Below are 21567 nucleotides of genomic sequence, written 5' to 3' on the forward strand. Positions count from 1 at the left end.
ACAAGAGTCTGAGCGAAATATTTCCGGGGAGTGGCCGCGGTGCCGAAGATAGTTGACCATGACGAGCGCCGCCTGGAACTTGTGGACGCCACCTGGCGGATCATCGCCCGGCAGGGCCTCGAAAGCGCCACCATGCGCGAGATCGCCACGGAGGCGGGCTTTGCCAACGGGGCCCTCAAGCCCTACTTTCCCACCAAGGACACCCTGCTCGAATTTGCCTTCAGCCACGTCTTCAACCGGACCAACCAACGCATCGCCGGGGTGACTGCGGGCAAGACCGGCCTGGAGGCACTGCGGGCCTTCTGCCTGGAAGTACTCCCCCTTGACGAAGAACGCGTGAATGAGGCGCGGATTGTGGTCCCGTTCTGGCAGCGGGCCATCAACGATCCCCAAAAGGCGGCGATCCACCAGCAGTCCATGGACGAATGGCTTGGGGCCATCCGCCGCTTCCTGGCAGAGGCGAGGGAAAGCGGCGACGTGGCAGCCGCCGTCGACGATTCCATCCTTGCCGGGCAGCTGCTGAACATGCTGCTGGGAGCCCAGATCGAGGCGGCCCTGGCACCGGAAGGCGAGAAGGATTTCGGCCACGCCGCCCAGCTTGAAGGCTACCTCGCGCTCCTCGGCACAATTTCCGGCCGGAAATGAGCGGCAAACTCGAAAGTATGCTTACTATTGGTGGGTCAGGTTCTGGCAGATGCCGGAGCGAGCACCAACTGTAAGGAGCATCTCCATGGGTTTGGATGACAAGATCGGCAACGCTGCAGAGAAGCTCGGCGGCAAGGGCAAGGAAGCTGCTGGAAACGCCACGGGCGACGAGAGCCTGAAGGCTGAAGGCCAGACGGACCAGGCAAAGTCGGACCTCAAGCAGGCCGGCGAACACGTCAAGGACGCCTTCAAGAAGGACTAAGCGGCGCCCGCATAATGGGTGCAACTCCAACCGGAGTTGCACCCATTGCGTTTTAAGCGCCCGGCACGGCGGGCCCGGCCGGGACGCCTAATGGATCAACCCCGATACCAGGTTGATGGTGGTGGCCAGGACAATGGCGCCGAGCAGGTAGGACAGCAGCGCTTGGCGCAGGACCGTTGAGCGGATGGCATTGGTCTTCAGGTCCGTATCGGAAACCTGGAACGTCATGCCGACGGTGAAGGCCAGGTAGGCGAAGTCCGCGTACCGGGGCTGGCTGCCTTCGTTGAAATCAACCCCGGTCCCGTCGCGGTAGTAAATGGCCGCGTACCGCAGTGTGAACAGGGTGTGGACCAGGAACCAGGAGAGGGCAATGCTGCCCAGCGCCATGGCAACCGTGGCATCCTTGGCACCGCCCTGCTCGCTGGAGGCGTCAAGCAGGATCAGGGCCACCCCCGCAAAGCTGGCCACTGTGGCACCCAGGACCAGCGCGTCGGAGAAGACCCTGCCGGGGTCCTCCCGCCTGGCGTGCGCAGCAGTGGCTGCAGGACCCAGGTGCCCGATGACGCTCCAAACCCAGATGAGGTACGTGGCCGAGGCTGCGGCCCAGCCGAGCGCCGGGGCATACGTCCACGTGCCGAAGGTGCCCACCACCAGTGCGGCGACGAGGCCGACGGCGAGCATCACCGCCATTCGGAGCCGGGAGTGGTGGGCGCGGGAGTTGAAGTTCCGGTAGTGGTCACCGGCAGCCGTCATGGACCTCATGGCCCGATCATGGCACGGGAGTCTGGGCTGCGGCTGGAAAGACAAAATTCTTATTTTCGCCAACCGTTGAAAAAAGAATCCCAGGCCGCTAGCCTGATTGGACTGTGTCCGAGGACACAGTCCCGGGGGAAACGTGAAGTGGCCATCCGTCGCGAGGAATATCCATGCCAGCACCTACTACAGCCCGCACCCCACACCAGGACCTGACCTCCAAGGTGGCCGTATCGTTCGACCACTGGAAGCACCTGGTGGCGGAATCCTTCGTTCCCCTCACCGCACGGACGGCGGACGTGGACGGCTTCCAGGGCCGGATGCGCGCCCGGGTGCTGGACCGGATGTCCATCGTCGAGGTCACCGCCACCTCCCACGAGGTCCACCGCACCCCGGCGCTGATCGCCCAAGCCCACGAACGCTACTTCAAGCTGAACCTGCAGCTGGAAGGCACCGGCCTGCTGATCCAGGACAACCGCGAGGCCGTCCTGCAGCCCGGGGACCTGGCGATCTACGACACCAACCGTCCGTACACCCTCGCCTTCGAGGACAGCACCAGGATCATGGTGCTGATGTTCCCCTGCGACGCCCTTTCCCTGCCCGCCGACTACGTGGGTCAGTTGGCCGCGGTGCGCATGGGCAGCGGGGGCCTGAGCGGAATCGTCGGCCAGTTCATCCGGGAACTGTCAGCGAACCTGCACGTCCTGAACGGCCCCAGTGGCTCGAGGCTGGCCACCAACGCCCTGGACCTGGTGTCCACCATGCTGCATGCGGAAATGGACATCACGCCGGACCGCATGAAGCCGCAGGCGCTGCTGGCCGTCTTAATCCGTGAGTACATCGAGGCCAACCTTGCCGATCCCCTGCTGTCACCGGCAAGCATCGCCGCCGCGCATTTCATTTCCACCCGGCACCTGCACAACGTCTTCCACGAGTCGGGGACCACCGTGGCCAGCTGGATCCGGACGCAGCGGCTCGAAGGCGCCCGCCGCGACCTCCGGGATCCACTGCACGCCGGCAAATCGGTGGGCGCGGTGGCCGCCTGCTGGGGGTTCCTGGATGCCGCGCATTTCAGCCGCACGTTCCGGGATGCCTTCGGGGTTTCGCCCAGCGGATGGCGCCGGAGCTGATTCAGGTTCCGGCTAGATCAGCCCCTGCGCCAGCATGGCATCGGCCACCTTGACGAAGCCGCCGATGTTCGCGCCGAGCACGTAGTTTCCTGGATCGCCATACTCGTCGGCCGTCGCGGCGCAGCGGTCGTGGATGCCCACCATGATGTCCGTGAGCCGCTCCTCCGTGTGCTCGAAGGACCATGAATCGCGGCTGGCGTTCTGCTGCATCTCAAGCGCCGACGTCGCAACGCCGCCGGCGTTGGCGGCCTTGCCCGGTCCGAACAGGACACCCGTCTCCTGGAACACCGCAACAGCGTCACGCGTGGAGGGCATGTTGGCACCCTCCCCGACGGCAACCAGGCCGTTGCGCACCAGCCGGGCGGCAGCATCGCCGTCGAGCTCGTTCTGCGTGGCGCAGGGCAGCGCCACCGTGGCGTCAACGTCCCACACGGAACCGCCGTCCACGTAGGAGACACCGCGGCGGCGCTCCGCGTAGTCCTTCAGGCGGCCGCGCTCCACCTCTTTCACCTCACGGAGAAGCGCGACGTCGATCCCCGCCTCGTCCACGACGTAGCCGGAGGAGTCGGAGCAGGCCACCACCGTGGCCCCCAGGGACTGGGCCTTGGCGATGGCGTTGATGGCGACGTTGCCGGAGCCGGAGACCACCACGCGCTGCCCGTCGAAGGAAGTTCCGCGGGTCTTCAGCATTTCCTGGGTGAAGATGACCGTGCCGAAGCCGGTGGCCTCGGGCCGGACCAGGGAGCCGCCCCAGGAGATGCCCTTGCCGGTGAGCACACCGGATTCGTACCTGTTGGTGATGCGCTTGTACTGGCCGAAGAGGTAGCCGATTTCGCGGCCGCCCACGCCAATGTCGCCGGCCGGAACGTCCGTGTATTCTCCGATGTGCCGGTAGAGCTCGGTCATGAAGGACTGGCAGAACCGCATCACTTCGGCGTCACTGCGGCCGCGCGGATCAAAGTCCGAGCCGCCCTTGCCGCCGCCGATGGGCATGCCGGTCAGGGCGTTCTTGAAGATCTGTTCAAAGCCCAGGAACTTGACGATGCCAAGGTAGACGGAGGGGTGGAACCGCAGGCCGCCTTTGTAGGGACCCAGGGCTGAGTTGAATTCCACCCGGAAGCCGCGGTTAGTCTGGACGCGGCCGGAGTCGTCCGTCCAGGGCACGCGGAAGATGATCTGGCGCTCGGGCTCGCAGAGCCGTTCAAGGATGGCGGCTTCGAGGAATTCCGGGTGCCTGTCGTGGACAGGCCCCAGGCTTTCGAAGACCTCCACCACTGCCTGGTGGAATTCCGCTTCGCCCGGGTTCCTGGCCAGGACGGTGTCCCTGATGGCCTCGAGCCGTGCATCCATATTGTTCTTCCTTACCGCGAGCCGTGCATGGGACAGCCGGCTGAGGCGGCATCGTCCCAAATGGTTTAGATTTCAACCTAACCAATTGCGACTGCAGCCCGCCAAGCGGAGCCCACCCTATCCGCTAATCTCCGTATTGTGACAACGGAATTCCACTCAGCGAAAGCCATCGTGAAGCGTTACGCGAAAGCAGGAGCAGCCTGACATGCCGCACCTCTGCCTTCTGCTCTCCGGAGCCGTCCTCCTGGTCAACGGACTCGCCACGCTGGGCCGCCTTCCCTGGCGGGACGCCGGCGTCCTGAACCTTATGGTCGGGGCCGTCCAGCTGCTGCTGGGGCTGCTGTCCGCGGCCGGGACCGGGACACCGCTGCTGACGGTGGCCGGGATGTTCCTGTTTGGCCTGACGTACGTCTATGTGGGGCTGGATGCGCTGCTGGCCCTTGGCTCGAAGGGAGTGGGCTGGTTCTGCGGCATGGTGGCATTCGTCGGCCTGCTGCTGGCGGGTTTCTGGCTGGCTATCGATCCGTTGCTCGCGGTGCTGTGGGTGTGCTGGTCCGCGCTGTGGGGGCTGCTGTTCACCTCGCTGGGGCTGGGGCGGAAGCGGCTGGACCCGTTCATTGGCTGGGCCCTGGTGCTGGCGGGCCCGGTGACGGCTGCAGTTCCGGCATTCCTTGGGCTGGCAGGCGCGTGGCCGGATGGGCCGGAAACGGCGTGGGTGGCGGCCGCCGTCGTAGCTTGCCTCTTTGGTGCGGCACACACGCTGGCCCGGCGCGGACCTGCCAGTCCGCGCCGGGCCAGTGAAGGGGAAGCCGTGGGCGCTAGGTAAGCGCGTGTCCCAGGGTGGCGGCGTGGTGGCGGCGCTCGATGGCGGATTCCACCAGCACCCCTGCCACGAAGACCACGGGGACCGCGGCGAGCAGGGCGATGGCTGTTTCCGCGCTGCCGCCGATCAGAGCCGTGAAATTGCTGACCACCAGGAACAGGACCCAGGCGAGCAGCACCGTTGCCAGGACGGGGGCGATCCGCGTCTGCCACAGCTGCGCCCCTGGGGATTCCCGGCGGAAGAACGCGACCACCGCCACCGAGCACAGCATGTAGAGCACCAGCAGTGCCGCCACGGCCAGGCCGCTGAACCAGGAGAAAAGGGTCAGGACCGGGTCCAGGGCCAGGATGGCGAAAGGAAGCACCAGCACGACGGCGGTGGCTGACTGGACCCAGGCGGCGACGGCAGGGGCGCGGTGCCGGTTGGTCCGGGCAATGACGGCGGGCATGGAACCACGCAGCGCCAGGGAGTGGAGGTAGCGGTTGATGCCGTTGTGGAAGGCGATGATGCCGGCGAGCAGCGAGGTGACCAGCAGGATGCCGGCCACGATGCCCGCCCATGGGCCGAACAGTTCTACGAGCGGGCCCAGCACGAAGGACGTGGCATCCCCTGATTCGAGTGCGGCGCCCGCGGCGTCCATCACCCGGGACGGTCCGTAATAGCTGACCAGCATCCAGGAGATGAAGGAGAAGAAGACCGAGATGACGCCCACGGACAGGTAGGTGGCCCGGGCCACCGTGCGGTGCGGGTCCTTGGCCTCCGCCGAATAGATGGCCGTGGATTCGAAGCCGAACATGGAAGCGACCGCGAACATGATGGCCACGCCCGGCGCTCCGGCCCCGATGGCTTCGGGCGAGAAGGACGCGGCGATACTGATGCCTTCCGGGCCGCCGCCGTGGAGCAGGACGGTGAAGCCGAACAGCAGCAGGATGGCCACCTCGAGCCCCACCAGCAGTGCCAGCACGCGGGCGCCGAGTTCGATGTTCAGGGAGCCGAGCACCTGGACGCCGGCCATGGTGGCCAGGGCCAGCAGCCACCACGGAACCTCCAGCCCAATCGAGGCAAGCAGGCCTGAGAATGCCGCACCGTAAAGCCCGTACATCGCGGCCTGGACGGTGTTGTAGGCCAGCAGTGCCAGCCAGGCCGCGCCGGCGCCGGTCTTCCTGCCGAACGCCGCGGTGACGTAAGCGTAGAAGGCGCCGTTGGCCTGGATCTTGCGGCTCATGGCCACGAAGCCCACCGCGAAGATGACGATGACGATGCCCACGATCAGGTAGGCGCCGGGCGCGCCGGCACCGTTGCCGAGCGCTGCGGCCAGCGCCGAGGCGCCCACGATCCCGGTGAGGGGCGCCTGGGCCGACAGGACGAAGAAGAGGATGCCCAGGACGCCGATGCTGCCGGCGCGCAGTGCCGTTGAATGCTCCCTGGCCGGAGCGTCAGCGGTCCGGGGCTCGGAATTCGAAATACTCATTTGATCCTTCTTAACGGTCATGAGTTCGGGAAAATTGCTGTGGAATCCAGCTTGGCAGCGGGGCCGGGATGCGCCTTGTCCGCCAGCGACCGGTTGTTGATTGTCAGCGCAGTGCGGGCTCCTGCGGCGCTGGTTCCTTGGCGGTGGGGCGGGCGGCGAGCAGCGCCGCGGCGTCCAGCGCCGCTTCCATCCCGCTTTCGATGGCGCCGTCGATGAATCCGCCCCAGCAGTTGGCGATATCGGAGCCGGCAAACAGCACGTTGCCGTGCCCGGACTGCATCGCGGCCAGGGGGTTGCCCAGGAAACCCGTCCGGTGCATCGGCCAGGTCTCCCCGGTCAGGGGGTCCGCCACCCAGTCATGGGTGGCCACGTCCAGCACGTCGGCGCCGGGTACCAGCCGGCCCAGCTGCTCCTGGACTGCCGCGGCATCGGACGCGTCAATCTTTGTTGCGTCGGGGCCGAAGCCGGCGACTATCGTGTCGCCGTCGAGCGTGTACTCGGCCTGGAAGAAGTTCAGGGGCCAGTCCGCTTGCCCGAGTGCCACGAAGGGGGCATGTTCACCGCGCAGCCTGATCCACACCTTGACGCCCCTGGATATCTGCCCCAGCCCCGCACCTTCTTCCTTGGCCGGCGGCAGGGGCGGCTGGAAGTCGATGGTTCCCAGGACGGGAAGGGGGACTGTGACAATGGCGGCCCTGGCACTGATGGTCCTGCCGTCCGCACTCCGGAGGGTGACGGTCCCGCCGTCGTCCTCCATGCCTGCGACGGTCAAGCCGAATTCGACGGCGGCACGGGAGTCCTCAAGGATGGCTGCGGCGAGCGCGGCGGTTCCGCCCTGGATCTTGTACGTGGCGCAGGCTTCGAAGTTGACGGCCCAGTCACCGTTGGTCAGGGCCACCCAGCGCAGTGCCTGGGTCAGGGCCGCGTCCTCCAGCGGTCCGTTGAAGTTCAGCGCCCAGAAGGACTCGAGGATGTCGCGGTCCGCTCCGTGGGGAAACTGTTAACAGATCCGCTCCTGATCGCTGCCGCCCTGGAGGAAGTGCACCAGGCGGTTCTCCTGCGCCGGGACACCGGTCCGGCCCAGGGGCAGGTGCCGCTCAGATAACCTTGCGGACTGTCGCTTCGAAGGCGGCAATACTCTCCGTCACAAGCGACGCAGCCTGCTCGGCCTCCCCACCCGCAATGGCCCGGAGCAGGGCCGCGTTTTCCTTGATCTCCCCGGAAACGGACGGAAGCTTGTCCAGGAGGAAGCACCAGATGCGGGTGGCCAGGTTGTCGTAACGGACCAGGATCTCCTCAAGGCGGGAACTTCCGGCTGCGCGGTAGATCAGCCGGTGCACGGCCATGTCATGCTGCATCAGGGACCGCTGGTCGGCAGCAGGATCCAGCTGCTCCAGGAACTGGGCCAGTTGCTGGAGTTCTTTCCTGAGTTCCTGGTTGGCATTCATGGCAGCGCGCTTCACGGCCAGGGGCTCCAGGAGCATCCTGATTTCCGAGACGTCGGCCAGTTCGGCAAGGTCCACCATGGTGGCGAACGTCCCCTTTCGGGGATAGGAAACCACCAAGTGATCGCATTCAAGGCGGGTCAGCGCCTCACGTACGGCTGTCCGGCCGACGCCAAGCGAAGCGGCGAGCGGGACTTCATTCAACGGGTGGCCGGGTTGGATTTCCAGGGTGATGAGCCGTTCGCGGAGCTCCTCATAGGCGAACTGCCCCATGGTGCCGGCGGGGCGGACCATCATGGGCTGCGTGCGGTCACCAGTCATGGGGCGGCCACCAGCTGCCATGGGGCATTGGCTGGACCAGTAATCGTGACCGGAACTGAAACTTTGGACGGGGTTCCGCCCTCAAACCGTGTCCCCGGAGCGAAACGGGCACTGTTGGAGGCAACCACCTTGCCTGTCACCGTAACCAGCGCGATGTCCTCCTGCCGCCGGCCCAGGCTCTTCAGGAAGATGCGTTCGAGACCGTCCATGGAGAGGTCGGCCCCGGCCACGGCCAGGGCCCGTGAGCCCTGCATGACAGGCAAGGATGCCGTGACCACTTTCATGTCCGCACCGCCGAAGTCGATGTAGGGGCCAATGAGTTCAGGGCCGCCGGAGGCGAGCGGCTGCTCAAACCAGGTCATGTCTGTGTAGTCGTAGTAGTTGACCGAGGCCGGGTTCAGGTTATGGGGAATGAAGACGAGTTTTCCCTTGACCAGGCTCCACCACTGGTGCCAGGCGTCCGCGTCCGCAAGGACGCCTGGGACAACCGAGATCCCGGCGCTGTCCACCAATCCGCCCTGGCCCGCTACGACGCGGTCCACCACCGGCTTCAGCGCCTCCAAAGCCGAGTGTTGGATTCCCGGCGTGCCAAGGATCGACGCGGATACTTCCGCCAGTTGCCCAAGGCTGGTGAAGACAGACTCCAGGCGCACGCTCAAGGCCTGCGCCGTTGCCTCGAGGACGCCGTCGAGGGCCGTCACGGGGCGTCCGCCAAGTCAGATGTCAGGATGGCGAGGTGCTGGTCGATAATGAGGGCACCTTCCCGTTCAAAGTGGGCGATGGCCAGTTCTTCCGCTGCCGCGGCGTCCCCAGTGGCGATCATGTCCAGGAGGCCTTCATGTTCACCTACGGCGGCGCCCTGCTCATCCAGCCATGCGTCGCCCCAGGTCAGCGGCGACAGTTCCGCGTGGACCTGGATCAGGAGTGAGGTCAGGCGGCGGGACTGCGCTGCCACTCCCAGGCCGATATGGAGCCGGGCGTCGGCCTGGCGCAACATATGCGGTTCCGTGCAGTCCCGGAACCGGCGGCCGAGGCTCCGCAGACGGCGCAGGTCCTGGTCGTCTGCCCGTTGGGATGCCAGCCTTGCGGCCGAACCCGCGGTTGCGGCAGCCAAGTCGATGAGGTCCCGGAGGTCGTCGCTCCTCTGGCTCCGGAGCTCCCGTGCAATATCGGCCTCACGAACGGGAAGGATGCCCGCCACGTAGCTGCCCCCGCCCCGGCCGCGGCGGGTACCGAGGAGGCCCCTGCTGCGCAGGACTGCCAGGGATTGCCGGAGGGTCAGCGGCGAGACACCAAGGTGTTCGGCCATCACCGATTCCGGCGGCAGGCGTTCGCCCGGATTCATCAGCCCCATCCCGATGGCGCTTTCCAATTGCCGGGTTACCTGCTCTGCCCTGCCCAGAACCTCCCCGCCGGGAGTACGCACCTGGGCCGCCATCTCAAGGGCCCGCAGGGAGACTGATCCCAAGACGCCGGTCGAGTCGACCAAAGATCCGCTCCTTCGCAGCGACAAAGCAATAACCGTTAGAACCATAGGTTATCCCGGAGTTCCCTTCTCTCACCCGCTGCAATTCCACGGTTCGGCGTCATCAAGTGGCCTGCACTGATATATCTCTTGACGACATCATGTAGACGTGATCACATGAGAGGCCTGTGATGTGGATCGCAGTGCCGGGCGGTACAGGGCTGGGCTTCAGTGCGGCCGCCCGCAGGGAACAAGGAAAGGCTGGACAGGACTATGCACGACGTACTCATCGTTGGCGCCGGCGCGGCAGGGCTCGGAACGGCCTATTACCTCCGGGACCTCAAGCTGGACGTCTGCGTTTTGGAGGCAGCAGCAGACGCGGGCGGCAGGTCGCGCACTGTCCCCCTGGCCGGGACTTCCGCCAATTCCGGCGCGATGTTCATCTACAGGGACACAAAGACGGAAGAAATCGCCTCGGAACTGGGGCTGGAAACAACCCCGTTCCACCCCGAAACGTACGGCATCCACGTGAACGGCAGCACCGTCGTCGCGCAGACCAATGAGAACCTGGTCGCAGGGCTGAACCTGGACGCCTCGGAGAGGGCCGAACTCAAGGAATTCATTGACGCCTCGCTCAAGGAATACGCAGAAAGCACCAGCAACGGCGTTCTCCGCAGCGACCTGGCGCAATTGGCCGATGAAACGGTGGCCGACCGCCTCCGAGGACTCCAACCCGCCGTCCGGGACATCGTGGCCACCGCAATCCGCGGTGGGGCAGTAGGCGACCCGATGAGACTTTCGGCCAAGTACGCCCTGCGCTACTTCGCAAGCTACCTGGCGCGGGAAAAGAACAACCGGCTGTTTGCCCTGGCTGGAATGCAGGCCATTCCGCGGGCGATCATGGAGCACCTCCCGGAAGGCGTTGTCCGCTTCAGCACGCGGGTCAACGACGTGGCCTATCTCCCAAACCAGAATGCGCACAGGGTGTCCGTGTCAGGACCCGGCGGGGAGGAAACCCTGTGGGCGCGGCAGGTGGTCCTGACGGTTCCGGCTCCACTGGTGCCCCGGCTCGCCAAGGGCTTGCCGGCATGGAAGATCAACGCCCTGGGCAAGGTAGGGACTCCCGGCAGCACCACCCTCAACGTCGTTGCCGATATCGAAGGGCTGCCGCACCTCCACAACTGGGCGTTCATCACCACCGTTGGGATGCCCTTCGACGCGATCATCAATCCCGTCCCCGGCGGTACGGCATACACCTCCAAGGCCAACCTTCTCCAGCTGACGTGTTACGGAAATTCCGCCGGCTTCCAACCGGGCTTTGAGCAGGATGAAGCGCGGGTTGGTGAGTGGGTCGAGGCCGTCCTGGCTGTCGCCCCGGAACTCAAGGGCAGGATCGTAGGCGTGCATGCCCAAACATGGGAACACTGCTTCGCGTTGCTGGAGCCGGAACGGGCCGCGGCTTTGCCCCAGCTTCAGGAGTCCGTGGGATCGCTCCACTTCGCCGGGGACTACACCTCCGAAACCGCAGGCACCCACGGCGCCTATGCGGAAGCAGACCGGGTGGCATCGCACATCAGGGCTTCCCTGGCCGCAGCAAGTTGATCAGAGCGGTATCCTGACAGCCGAAACTCACTAAAAGATTTGTGATCACAGATCTAGACATGGCATAAACTGCCGACTAAAGTGACGTAAAGCACAGGTTGTTGTGGTGGATTCCACAGCCAGCCCAAGAAGAAGCGGGGACCCTCGGGAGCCTGCAAACAGGCACCCGCGGACCCATTCAGCGTTATAGGCGCCCACTAACCGAAGGAAACACAATGGGCCTAAGTTTTGGCACGAAAGCCCGACCAATCGCACTGTCAGGTGAGGTTGTTGTCGCGGGTCTTGGTAAGAGCTACGGCGCCACCCGCGTTTTGTCGGATGTGAATCTGACGATGAACGAAGGTGAAGTAGTCTCGATCATCGGACCTTCCGGGGCCGGCAAGAGCACCTTCCTGCGCTGCCTGAACTACCTGGAGATTCCCACCGAAGGCGAGATTTCCATCGGCGGGGCGCACGTGGTGGCCGGCGGCAAGCTGCCGGACAAGGCCAGCCTGGACCACCTTCGCCGGGTGACCGGCATGGTCTTCCAGAGCTTCAACTTGTTCCCCCACCTGACCGTGATGGAGAACATCACGCTGCCCCAGCGCAAGGTGCTGGGGTCGTCCAAGGAGCAGGCCGAAGAGGTCGCCAACCGGCTGCTGAAGCGGGTTGGGCTGCCGGAAAAGGCCAAGGCCTATCCCGCCCGCCTGTCCGGCGGCCAGCAGCAGCGCATCGCCATTGCCCGCGCCCTGGCATTGTCCCCGAAGGTGATGCTCTTCGACGAACCAACGTCCGCCCTCGACCCCGAGATCGGCCTGGAAGTCCTCGCCGTCATGCGGGACCTGGCCGATGAAGGCATGACCATGCTCGTCGTCACGCACGAAATGCACTTCGCCCGCGACGTGTCCAACCGCATCATGGTGATGGGCAACGGCGGGGTGCTGGAGATCGGCCCGAGTGAACAAGTCATGACCGCCCCCCAGAACGAGCGCACCCGCCAGTTCCTCAAAGCCGTCCTGGACCGGTGACACAGCAATGATCATGCAACTGCTGTCCTCGATTGCCCAAGGCGTAGGGCTCACCCTCTACGTCACGGGCGCCTCCCTCCTCTTCGGCGGCATCATCGGCCTGGTCCTGGTCGGGGCCGCACGCTCTCCCATCGCCCCAATCCGGGCCATGGCCACCCTGTACATCAACATCGTGCGCGTCATCCCGCCGATCACCTGGCTGTTCCTGATCTATTTCGGCCTGCCCCAGTTCGCGCTGCGGCTCACTACGATCCAGGCCGCGATCATCGGCTTCTCCATCATCGCCTCGGCCTTCATGGCGGAGATCTACCGCTCCGGCCTGCTCAGCATCCCCGACGGCCAGCGTGAGGCCGCCCACGCCCTCGGGCTGAGCGCCGTCACCACCGTCGGGCACATCATCACTCCGCAGGCTTTCCGGGTCGCGCTGCCCGCCATCGCCACCTACGGCATCGGGCTGCTGAAAGACTCGGCGCTGGCCTCCACCATCGGTGTCCGCGAGATCACCTACTACGCCCAGCAAAGCGCCAAGCAGACGCACGAAGGTCTGCTCTCCTTCGTTGTCGCCGGGGTGCTGTACATCGTCATCAGCCTCATCGTCGCCCTCATCTCCCGCCGGGTCGACCTCACGCTGCGCAGGAAGATCGGAGTGGCCTGATGGACCTCATCACCCAATGGCTCAACTGGCTGCCGAACCTCGCCCCCGGCCTCATGGTCAGCCTCCAACTGACCGGACTGTCGCTGCTCTTCGGCTTCCCGCTCGGCCTCCTGTTCGCCGTCATGGCCGCAGCGAAAATCGCACCCCTGCAATGGATCTCCTTCTTCTTCGTGGAGATCGGGCGTGGGCTGCCGGCCCTGGTGCTGCTGTACCTGATGTACTTCAGCCTCCCCGACGCCGGCATCACCCTGACATCCTTCACAACGGCAGTCATCGCACTGAGCTGGAACACCGGCGCCTACGCCTCCGAGTACTTCAGGGCCGGGATCGCCGCAGTACCCCTCGGCCAGAGAGAAGCGGCACTAACCTCAGGGCTCCGCGGCTGGACGGGGTTCCGGCTCATCATCCTCCCCCAGGCACTGAGGATCTCCACCCCTCCACTGGCCGGACTCGCCGTCCTGATCTTCCAGGGCAGCGCACTGGCCTTCGTCATCGCCGTACCGGAACTGATGTCCAAAGCGTTCGAAATCGGATCCATCACCTTCCAGTACCTCGGCGTCTACACCCTCACCGCAGTCATCTACGGATCCCTGACCCTCGTCTTCCTCGGCCTCGTCCGGCTTCTGGAACAGCGCCTCGGACGGCACCTGCAACGCAACTAAACCGCTCCATCCATCCCCGGGGTTTCGCCCCACCAGCTCAACACGAAAGAGAAACCATGTCCCGTACCCTCGTGCGCGCGCTTTCGGCCGGCACCGCCGCCGGCCTGCTCGCCATCAGCCTTTCCGCCTGCGGCGGAACCAACACCGCAGGCGGTTCAAGCGACTGCAAGCCCGCCCACACTGACCTCAAGACCATCAACCAGGGTGAGCTCACGGTAGCAAGCTACGACTACGCACCCGCGACGATCCTGCAGGGCGACACCGTCACCGGCATGGAGGGTGACCTGATCAACGAAATCGCCAAGCTAGAGTGCCTCAAGGTCACGGTGAGCACCTCCGGCGGTGCCGGGGCCGTCATCTCTTCCGTGCAGTCCAAGCGCGTTGACATCGGCTCCGGAAACTGGCTGCGCACCAAGGAACGGAAGAAGATCCTCTACCTAAGCACGCCGCTGTGGAGCGATCCGCAGGCGATCGTTTCCACCAAGGGGATCACCAGCGATGACCTTGAAGGCAAGGTGGTTGGCTCCGTCGCCGGCAACCTCTGGAACGACAGCATGTCGAAGTGGCTCGGAGACAAGTTCAAAATCTACCAGGATGACGAATCCATCTACTCGGACCTCAAGGCAGGCCGCATCGATGCCCTGGTGGCTTCCGCCGCGTCCGCTAAATACCGGTTCAAGGATGCCCCGATCGAGGGGGCACAGGTGATCGACGTCAAGCCGAACCCGAACGTTCCCCAGTTCGCGTCGGTCGGCCAGGTGATGTTGCCGTCGAGCCTCGACAACGAAGCGCTCGGCAAGGCCCTGGACGAGGACATCGAGAAGCTCCGGACCGACGGAACCATCAAGAAGATCCTCGAGAAGTACGGGATCGACGCCTCGGTCGGCGAACCGGGCGCACCCAGCGAGCTCTGATCCACCACCGTCCTGCACCAGGGCGACGCCGGATGTCCTGCCCGGCGTCGCCCTTGGTGTTTGCACAACAAAGAAAGGCAGCATTGACATGAGCGGAACCATTGTCGTCGGCGTCGACGGCAGCGACACGGCTAGGAAGGCCGCGGAGGCTGCAAGGGACCTGGCCGCCTCACTGGGTGCCACCCTCCACGTCGTGTCAGCGTTCGACGGCGACCGGTCCGAGGTCTTCGGCAGCGGCACCAACAAGTGGCTCGTCTCGGACGCTGACAAGGCCGGGCACGTTGCCAGGGCCGTGGCTGACACACTGGGCGGGAACATCAACATCACCCATGCTGCAGCCAGCGGCAGGCCCGCCGACGCCCTCATCAGGGAAGCCATCAGCAAGGAGGCCCGCATCATCGTCGTGGGCAATCGCAGGATGCGCGGCATCGGACGCGTCCTGGGTAGCGTGGCCAACAGCGTCGCCCACAACGCGCCCTGCGACGTCTACATCGCCAACACGTACGACGCCGACTAGCAGTTTTCGAGCGCGGGGGGACGTGCTGCCCGGTGACTTACTGCCCGGTTTCGGCGGCGATGTCCCGAGCCCGCGCCATCGAGGCCGATGCCGCTTTGAGGAGAGTCTCCTTGAAGCCGGCATCGGCCAGCTGTTTTAAGGCCCTGATACTGGTCCCGTCAGGTGCGGTGAAGTACCCAAGCAACTCCGCCGGCGGCCGTCCGGAAGAATGCATGAGCGCTGCCGAGCCCAGGAAGGTCTGCTCCGCCAACACCCGGGCCTGTTCATGGGAGAAGCCAAGCTCCATTCCCGAGGCCGTCAGCTGCTCGACAAAGAAGTAGAAGTAGCCCGGACCGGAGCCGGAGAGGCTGCTTACAGCATCAAGCTGGTCATCCCGAACCGTTACCACGGTGCCAATGGTGCGGAAAAGGTCTGCCGTTGCCTCAAGCTGTTGCTCCGTGCTGCGCTCGTTGCTCCCCAGGCCTGTGACGCCGAAGCCGACGTCCCCTCCCATGTTGGGCAGCACACGGATCACCGTGCCGGAGGCCGGCAGCATCTCCTGCAGGGCGCCGAGCGTTACGCCGGCGGCAACGCTCACCACGAGGGCACCGGGCTTCAGGGAATCCGAAATGGCGGCGGCGACGGCCGGAACGAGGTCGGGGCTGACGGCAAGAACTACCAGTTCAGCGTCCTGGACCGCTTTCCTGTTGCCGTCAAGGTCCTCCTCCACGGAGGCCACCGCGACCTGCGGGAACTCCGACAGCAGTTCTCTTGCCCGGCTGGCCGAGGAACACGTGGCCCGGATAGCTCCCCTGACGGTCACCGATGGCCTGGTCAGCCCTTTCAGCAGCGACTTTCCGATCGCTCCGGCACCCAGGACGGCGACACTGGGCAATTCGATGGGGTCCGGGTCCCTGGGTGTGAGGGGACCGTCGGCGAAGTTCTGTGGCATAACTCTTGTTCCTTTTCGTGGGCAGCTGGTGACACAAAGTTGGCGCCGGAGGACATCCGGCGCCAACTTCGTTATATCTCGGGAGCGGCAGGGCAGGCCCAGCCTGCCCTGCCGTGTCAGTGTGCGTACCCTGCAGCCGCCTGTGTGAGGGTTTTGCCCTTGGTTTCGGGGGCGAGCCACTGCGACAGCGCAGCACCTGCGAGGGCCACTCCGGCCGCTATCAGCATGGTGGGACCGGGCCCGAGGTTTTGCATTGACAGCGGCATCAGGAAGGTGCCGATGCCTGCCCCGACCCGGCTCACTGCGGCGGCGAAACCGGTCCCGATGCCGCGGATTTCGGTGGGCAGGACTTCACCCGGGTAGACGTTCGTCAAGGTGTTATAGCCCGCGTTGAAAAAGGAGAAGACCAGGAACAGGACGAGCACGACGATGGCGGGGGCACCTGCCCAGAGGCCAATGATGCCCAGGACGATGGCACACAGCCACTGCGGCGGCACCGTCAGCGCGCGGCGGCCCACCTTTTCGATCAGCAGGAAGGTGACGATAACGCCGGCCAGGGCGACGGAGGAAAGCCCCACTCCCCCGGCAAGTCCGCCGGCGAGGCCGTACTGGTCCAGCACGCTGTCGGCGAAGGTGGCGATCGCGAAGTACGGCGTCACGGCGCAGAACCAGAACCCTGAGATAAAGAGCGTGGAACGCCAGTATTCCTTGGAGAAGAGCATCTTGAAGCTGCCCTTGCGTACGTCCTCGTGCTGGACGTCGTCGAGCGCGTCATCAGGCATGTACTTCAATGCCAGGGCACGGGCCTCGTCCTTCCGTCCCACGCTCCACAGCCAGCGCGGCGACTCGGGCATGCCGAGGCGGCCCAGGAAGATCGCCACGGCGATGAACGTGCTCGTGCCCAGGATGAAGTGCCAGCTCATTTCGGTGTACTCGCTGAGCAGATGACCGGTCAGGAACGCGATCATGAATCCGCCGTACCAGGCGATACCCATGGCGGCCATTAGGCGCCCCCTCAGGTGGGCCGGCGAGAATTCGGCCATCAGGGGCCAGCCAACGGCGTATTCCGTGCCGATCGAGATACCCATCAGAAGCCGCACGACAAGCAGCCAGATTGGTGAATCGATGAAGAACTGCATCGCGGAGGCAAGCGCAAACACCCCGATGTCGAACATAAAAATAGGCTTGCGGCCCCACTTATCTGCCGCCCAGCCTCCGATCGGGGAGCCGATCAGAATGCCGATAAGGGCGGCCGCGGCGATCAGGCCCTGCCACAGGGCGGTCAGCTGCAGGTCCTGGGCCATCCTTCCGGCAACCGGGCCGATGATGCCGAGGACGTAACCGTCCAGGACCATCCCGCCGATGAGGACCGTGACCATCCTGGTCAGGAAGCGCTTCTTGTTGACGGTTGAGGCGAGGCCCCGGTGTGCGTTGGGAATTCTTGTGGATGACATGGTCACTCCTGGCAAATTGCGAAAGACGCGAAGGTGTTCGCCTTGTTCGCGACATTGGGAAGCTGGCGTTCGGGCATTTCCTGACCTCCAGGTCAATGAGCTGCACGAGTTGTATTGAGAAGTCCGTGGAAGATGTGGCTCGCGGCCACCAGATGCGGTTCCGGCACCGCCCGGTGCGGGGGCGGTCCCGGAACCACAGTCCAGGCCGGGAAGGTTTTAGCCCCGGTTGTACATAACGTGCTTCGTGCGGGAGAAATCGTCAAGGGCGTAGCTGGAGAGGTCGCGGCCGTAGCCGGAGCCCTTGAAACCGCCCCACGGCATCTCGGTGGCGATCACCAGGTGCGAGTTCACCCAGACCGTGCCGAAGTCCAGCTGCCGCGGCACGGTGAGCGAGCGCGCGCTGTCCTTGGTCCACACCGAGGCGGCCAGGCCATAGATGGTTTCGTTGGCGCGGGCCACGGCTTCTTCATCGGTGCTGAAGGTCTCCACCGACACCACCGGGCCGAAGATCTCGTTGCTGGTGATCGGAGCGCCCGCGGGGACGTTGGTGACCACGGTCGGTTCGATGAAGTAGCCGGGCCCGTCGATGGCATTGCCTCCGACTGCGATGGTCAGGCCGTCCTTTCGGACGTCCTCAAGGGCGGCAAGGACACGCTCGTAGTGGGCGCCGGAGATCATCGAGCCGATTTCGACGTCGGACCCAGTGCCGGGAGTGCCGATGGAGATGTCGCTGACCTCCCGGACCAGGAGTTCTGTGAACTTCTCAGCCACGGATTCGTGCACCAGGACCCGGCAGGCGGCGCCGCATTCCTGGCCGCCGTTCCAGAACCCGGCCGAACGCACGCCTTGTGCGGCGGCTTCCAGGTCGGCGTCGGCGAACACCACCACGGGGGCTTTGCCGCCCAGTTCCAGGTGGACGCGCTTGACCGAGGATGACGCGCTGGCGGCGACCTTTTGGCCGCTGCTGACGCTTCCGGTGATGGCCACGAGGTCCACGTCCGGGTGCTCGGCGAGCCTGTTGCCCACCACCCGTCCGGGGCCGGTGACAATGTTGACGACGCCGGCGGGAACTTCATCGGCGATGAGTTCGGCGAGTTTGAGCGTGGTCATGGGTGTCTGCTCTGAGGGCTTGAGCACCAGGGTGTTGCCGGCGCCGAGGATGGGGGCGATTTTCCAGGCGGCCATCAGCAGCGGGTAGTTCCAGGGCGTGATAACGCCGACGACGCCCACGGGTTCGCGGAAGATCACCGAGGTGTGGTTCTCCGCATAGTCGTCCGCGCCCAAGGTGCTGTAGGCGCGGGTTGCGCCGGCGGAGAACCGGAACGTGTCGATGGCGCTGGAGATATCGTCCTCGGCCACCATCTCCGTCTTGCCGGTGTTGGCAGATTCCAGGGTTTCGAACAGTTCCCGGTTGGACTCAATGATGTCCGCGATCCGCAGCAGGACACCGGCGCGCTCCTTGGGAGTTGTCGCCGCCCACCCGGCCTTGGCCGCAACGGCGGCCGCCACCGCGGCGTCGACGTCCTCGACGGAGCCTGCCGGCACCTGGGTGAGGACTTCCTCCGTCGCCGGATTGACGACGTCGACCGTTGCGTCCGATGTGGACGGAACGAACGCACCGCCAATGAACTGGCCAAACGGCGGAAGGGACGGGACGGGAGTGCTTTCCGCCCGGATGACCGTGAATGCTGATGTCTCAGTGGTGCTCATCGCTAGGCCACCGTCTGGTAGAGGGCGGACAGGGCCTGCTGGACCCGGGCGTGGTCCTCGGCACCGAGCTCCGCGGTGGGACGCTTGGGCGAGCCGGCCGGAAGGCCCTGCAGGGTCAGGCCCGCCTTGACGGCGGGAATGAACGGCACCGAGAGCAGCGCGTCGATGACCGGGTAGACCTTCTTCCACAGCTCCAGGGCGCCGGACAGGTCACCCTCGGCAATGCGGCGGCTGACGCCCACGATTTCGTTGGGGACCACGTTGGCCGTGCCTGCCATGACGCCCGCGGCGCCTTCCACGAGTGCACTGTAGAGGTAGACGTCCCAGCCGATGAAGGTGCCGATGACATCAGAGTGATGGTGGATCAACTGCAGGGCCTGTTCCCAGTTGGCGCTGGAGTCCTTGATGTAGCGGATGTTCTCCACTTCTTCGGCCAGGGCACGTACGGTGGCGGGGTCCAGGTTTACGCCGGTGACGGCCGGGATGTTGTAAAGCATGACCGGGATCTTGACTGAGTTGGCCACGTCTTTGATGTAGGTGACGGTCTCTTCCAGGGAAAGTGGCTCGTAGTACGGGGTGATCAGCATGAGAACGTCCGCGCCCAGCTTCTCGGCAGCCTGCGACAGGCGGATGGCTTCGGCGGTGGACGTGGCGCCGGTGTTGGCGATGACAGGTACGCGGCCGCTGGCCTGCTTGATGACGGTCTCGATGAGGAGCAGGCGCTCCTCGGAGGACAGCGCCCCCACCTCGCCGGTGGAGCCGGCGGCAACAACGCCGTCAACACCGGCGTCGATGGAGCGGTCAACAATCTTCCGCAGGGTGTCGACGTCGATGGTCTCGTCCTGGTTGAAGGGGGTGGAAAGGGCGGTGAGGACACCGCGGAGGTTCTGCGACATGTTTGGTTCCTTGCTGCTTAAGTTCGTGGGTTGTGGGTCGGGGTCGGGTCAGGCGACGACGGACAGGCCGGCCTGCGGCGGAGCCTGGCGCTGGGTGGCCAGGACGCTGGCGGCCTCCTGCGCTGCGGAGAATCCGGTGGTGATGGAGCTTTCGGTGTAGAGCGTTCCCAGGTAGTCGCCGGCCAGGAAGACGCGGTCCGCGCCCCGCATCAGGGTGGACTGGATCTTGGCCCGGCCCGGGAAGCAGTAAGGGGAGGCGTTCTTCCAGCGGTCAATCTTGGCCTCGACGACGCTGTCGGCGAAGCCGTGGCCCAGCACCTGGTCGAGGTCGGTGAGGTGGGTCTTGATGACTTCCTCCTCACTCTTCTCCAGCAGGGCCTTGCCCAGGCTGGCCGGGGAAAACGTCATGAAGCTGCCGCCGGGCTTGCGGACGGATTCGGTGCCGCGGACGATGCTCGCCTGGTTCAGGGCGATCGCGAAGGAGCGCTTGGGGGCCGCGATGGCGTAAATGTCGTCCCACGGCTTCGCGGTGGTTTCGTTGGTCAGGAATGCGGTGCTGACATGCGGGCCGTACTGGATCTGGCTCAATGCCCCACGCAGCTCCTCCGGAAGGTCCACGCCCACCTTGTGCGACACGTCGGCAGTGGTGGCGAGGACAACAGTGCGCGCCTCAACTTCGCGGTCGACGCCGTCCTGGCGGTACCGGACCACGACGGATTCCTTTTTGTGGACTACTTCGTGGACCACGGCGCCGAGTTCGATGCGGTCGCTGCCCATGGCAGCTGCGATGGATTCAGTCAGGGTGGACGGGCCGCCGACGATGCCGCGGCTGAGTCCCTGGCCGAACCCGAGGACCAGGCTGAAGTAGCCGATGCCGGCGCCCGCGGAGATCTGGTCCATGTCGCCGGCGGAGCGGGTGACGGTGGTCTTGAACAGGGCAGCCGCGTCTTCGGAGAGGTTGCCGATGAAGTCCTGGAAGGAGGTGTTGTTCTCGAAGTCGTAGATGCGCTGCTGCCGCATGGCACCGGACTCCCCCGCACGCTTGCGGACTACGCCGGTGTACTTTGCCACGCCGCTGACCACTTTCAGGCCGGCGCGGAAAGTGTCCACGCGGGAAGAGAGGGACATCGGGATGCGGAGAGGGTACGTTGCGATGTGGCCCTTCTTGATGAACTTGCCGTTCATGGACAGGCCCTGCAGGGACCCGGGGATCTGGACGGCCATCACGCCGACTTCGTTGAGCAGCGCGTCGGTTGAGGATCCAGCGCCGGCAAAGACGTGCCCGCCCCAGTTCAACCAGTAGTCACCCCGGCGCTCGGAGCGGATGCGGCCGCCAACGCGGTCTCCGGACTCCAGGACAACTGTGTCCCAGTGCCGAAGCCGCCACGCTGCAGAGAGTCCGGCGAGTCCGCCTCCGACGATTACTGCGTCTTTCATCTTTCCCGTTCCTTGCTGTTGTTTCGTAGGTCTTGTGCCAGGAGGGGCAGCATGTGCGGCGGTCCCTCCGGAAGTTTCGTTGGCCTGGGGTAGCAGAATGCATCGTCAACGGGCGGT

General features: G+C 65.1%; 22 protein-coding genes. 10 read left to right on the forward strand and 12 right to left on the reverse strand.

Features of this window, described 5'->3' with window-relative positions; genetic code table 11:
• Nucleotides 1-39: 39 nt before the first annotated feature.
• Together ACFVTD_RS09075 and ACFVTD_RS09080 are read left to right on the forward strand one after the other, a co-directional pair.
• Nucleotides 40-645 (forward strand): TetR/AcrR family transcriptional regulator, encoded by a 606-nt coding sequence (locus tag ACFVTD_RS09075; RefSeq protein ID WP_387561211.1) that lies wholly within the window; start codon nt 40-42, stop codon nt 643-645.
• 85 nt (nt 646-730) lie between these two features.
• A complete protein-coding gene (locus tag ACFVTD_RS09080) occupies nt 731-907 on the forward strand; it encodes a CsbD family protein (protein ID WP_018770044.1) in 177 nt (58 codons plus the stop codon).
• A gap of 87 nt (nt 908-994) precedes the next feature.
• On the opposite strand, the gene ACFVTD_RS09085 is transcribed toward ACFVTD_RS09080, so the two are convergent.
• Complete coding sequence (locus tag ACFVTD_RS09085; RefSeq protein ID WP_387561215.1) at nt 995-1669, reverse strand: DUF1345 domain-containing protein; 675 nt, start codon at nt 1667-1669, stop codon at nt 995-997.
• A gap of 164 nt (nt 1670-1833) precedes the next feature.
• Here ACFVTD_RS09085 and ACFVTD_RS09090 point away from each other — a divergent pair, with 164 nt between their 5' ends.
• Nucleotides 1834-2790 (forward strand): helix-turn-helix domain-containing protein, encoded by a 957-nt coding sequence (locus ACFVTD_RS09090; protein ID WP_387561218.1) that lies wholly within the window; start codon nt 1834-1836, stop codon nt 2788-2790.
• Nucleotides 2791-2802: 12 nt separating this feature from the next.
• On the opposite strand, the gene gdhA is transcribed toward ACFVTD_RS09090, so the two are convergent.
• Nucleotides 2803-4140, reverse strand: coding sequence for an NADP-specific glutamate dehydrogenase (gene gdhA, locus ACFVTD_RS09095; protein ID WP_387561221.1), 1338 nt, complete (start codon nt 4138-4140; stop codon nt 2803-2805).
• A 205-nt stretch (nt 4141-4345) separates the two neighbouring features.
• Here gdhA and ACFVTD_RS09100 point away from each other — a divergent pair, with 205 nt between their 5' ends.
• Complete coding sequence (locus tag ACFVTD_RS09100) at nt 4346-4966, forward strand: AmiS/UreI family transporter (protein WP_387561224.1); 621 nt, start codon at nt 4346-4348, stop codon at nt 4964-4966.
• On the opposite strand, the gene ACFVTD_RS09105 is transcribed toward ACFVTD_RS09100, so the two are convergent.
• The 5 genes from ACFVTD_RS09105 to ACFVTD_RS09125 all read right to left on the reverse strand — a co-directional run bounded on the left by ACFVTD_RS09105 (nt 4959) and on the right by ACFVTD_RS09125 (nt 9689).
• Nucleotides 4959-6434 carry an APC family permease gene (locus tag ACFVTD_RS09105; RefSeq protein ID WP_387561226.1) on the reverse strand — a complete coding sequence of 492 codons (1476 nt, stop codon included), beginning with the start codon at nt 6432-6434 and terminating at the stop codon, nt 4959-4961. The two genes, ACFVTD_RS09100 and ACFVTD_RS09105, sit on opposite strands and share 8 nt — an antisense overlap.
• A 103-nt stretch (nt 6435-6537) precedes the next feature.
• Nucleotides 6538-7332: a flavin monoamine oxidase family protein gene (locus ACFVTD_RS09110; protein WP_387561229.1), complete on the reverse strand. Its 795-nt coding sequence runs from the start codon at nt 7330-7332 to the stop codon at nt 6538-6540.
• A gap of 199 nt (nt 7333-7531) precedes the next feature.
• The gene (locus tag ACFVTD_RS09115) at nt 7532-8200 is read right to left on the reverse strand and encodes a GntR family transcriptional regulator (protein WP_387561232.1); all 669 of its coding nucleotides are present in this window, start codon (nt 8198-8200) and stop codon (nt 7532-7534) included.
• Entirely contained in the window at nt 8197-8901 is a 705-nt protein-coding gene (locus ACFVTD_RS09120) for a cache domain-containing protein (protein ID WP_387561235.1), read from the reverse strand. The genes ACFVTD_RS09115 and ACFVTD_RS09120 overlap by 4 nt, the downstream gene beginning before the upstream one ends.
• Nucleotides 8898-9689, reverse strand: coding sequence for a FadR/GntR family transcriptional regulator (locus ACFVTD_RS09125; RefSeq protein ID WP_387561238.1), 792 nt, complete (start codon nt 9687-9689; stop codon nt 8898-8900). Before ACFVTD_RS09125 ends, ACFVTD_RS09120 begins: the two co-directional genes overlap by 4 nt.
• A gap of 249 nt (nt 9690-9938) precedes the next feature.
• Between ACFVTD_RS09125 and ACFVTD_RS09130 the strand changes: the two genes are divergently transcribed.
• The 6 genes from ACFVTD_RS09130 (at nt 9939) to ACFVTD_RS09155 (ending at nt 15022) form a co-directional block, all read left to right on the forward strand.
• On the forward strand, nt 9939-11267 hold the full coding sequence (locus ACFVTD_RS09130; protein WP_387561241.1) for a flavin monoamine oxidase family protein: 1329 nt from the start codon (nt 9939-9941) through the stop codon (nt 11265-11267).
• A gap of 215 nt (nt 11268-11482) precedes the next feature.
• Nucleotides 11483-12274 carry an amino acid ABC transporter ATP-binding protein gene (locus ACFVTD_RS09135; protein ID WP_387561244.1) on the forward strand — a complete coding sequence of 264 codons (792 nt, stop codon included), beginning with the start codon at nt 11483-11485 and terminating at the stop codon, nt 12272-12274.
• 7 nt (nt 12275-12281) lie between these two features.
• Nucleotides 12282-12929, forward strand: a complete 648-nt coding sequence (locus tag ACFVTD_RS09140; RefSeq protein ID WP_387561247.1) for an amino acid ABC transporter permease — start codon at nt 12282-12284, stop codon at nt 12927-12929.
• A complete protein-coding gene (locus ACFVTD_RS09145; protein WP_387561250.1) occupies nt 12929-13591 on the forward strand; it encodes an amino acid ABC transporter permease in 663 nt (220 codons plus the stop codon). Before ACFVTD_RS09140 ends, ACFVTD_RS09145 begins: the two co-directional genes overlap by 1 nt.
• A gap of 56 nt (nt 13592-13647) precedes the next feature.
• On the forward strand, nt 13648-14505 hold the full coding sequence (locus ACFVTD_RS09150; protein ID WP_387561253.1) for a substrate-binding periplasmic protein: 858 nt from the start codon (nt 13648-13650) through the stop codon (nt 14503-14505).
• 88 nt (nt 14506-14593) lie between these two features.
• Nucleotides 14594-15022 (forward strand): universal stress protein, encoded by a 429-nt coding sequence (locus ACFVTD_RS09155; protein ID WP_387561256.1) that lies wholly within the window; start codon nt 14594-14596, stop codon nt 15020-15022.
• Between the two features lie 37 nt (nt 15023-15059).
• Here ACFVTD_RS09155 and proC read toward each other — a convergent pair whose 3' ends face one another.
• The 5 genes from proC to ACFVTD_RS09180 form a co-directional block, all read right to left on the reverse strand.
• Nucleotides 15060-15953: a pyrroline-5-carboxylate reductase gene (gene proC, locus ACFVTD_RS09160; RefSeq protein ID WP_387561259.1), complete on the reverse strand. Its 894-nt coding sequence runs from the start codon at nt 15951-15953 to the stop codon at nt 15060-15062.
• Nucleotides 15954-16069: 116 nt separating this feature from the next.
• Entirely contained in the window at nt 16070-17407 is a 1338-nt protein-coding gene (locus tag ACFVTD_RS09165; RefSeq protein WP_387561262.1) for an MFS transporter, read from the reverse strand.
• Between the two features lie 216 nt (nt 17408-17623).
• Entirely contained in the window at nt 17624-19117 is a 1494-nt protein-coding gene (locus ACFVTD_RS09170; RefSeq protein ID WP_387561265.1) for an aldehyde dehydrogenase family protein, read from the reverse strand.
• Between the two features lie 2 nt (nt 19118-19119).
• Complete coding sequence (gene dapA / locus ACFVTD_RS09175; RefSeq protein WP_387561268.1) at nt 19120-20013, reverse strand: 4-hydroxy-tetrahydrodipicolinate synthase; 894 nt, start codon at nt 20011-20013, stop codon at nt 19120-19122.
• Between the two features lie 48 nt (nt 20014-20061).
• The gene (locus ACFVTD_RS09180; RefSeq protein ID WP_387561271.1) at nt 20062-21450 is read right to left on the reverse strand and encodes a protoporphyrinogen/coproporphyrinogen oxidase; all 1389 of its coding nucleotides are present in this window, start codon (nt 21448-21450) and stop codon (nt 20062-20064) included.
• Nucleotides 21451-21567: the final 117 nt, after the last annotated feature.

It is taken from the genome of Pseudarthrobacter sp. NPDC058119 (assembly GCF_042884655.1).
GTDB lineage: Bacteria > Actinomycetota > Actinomycetes > Actinomycetales > Micrococcaceae > Arthrobacter.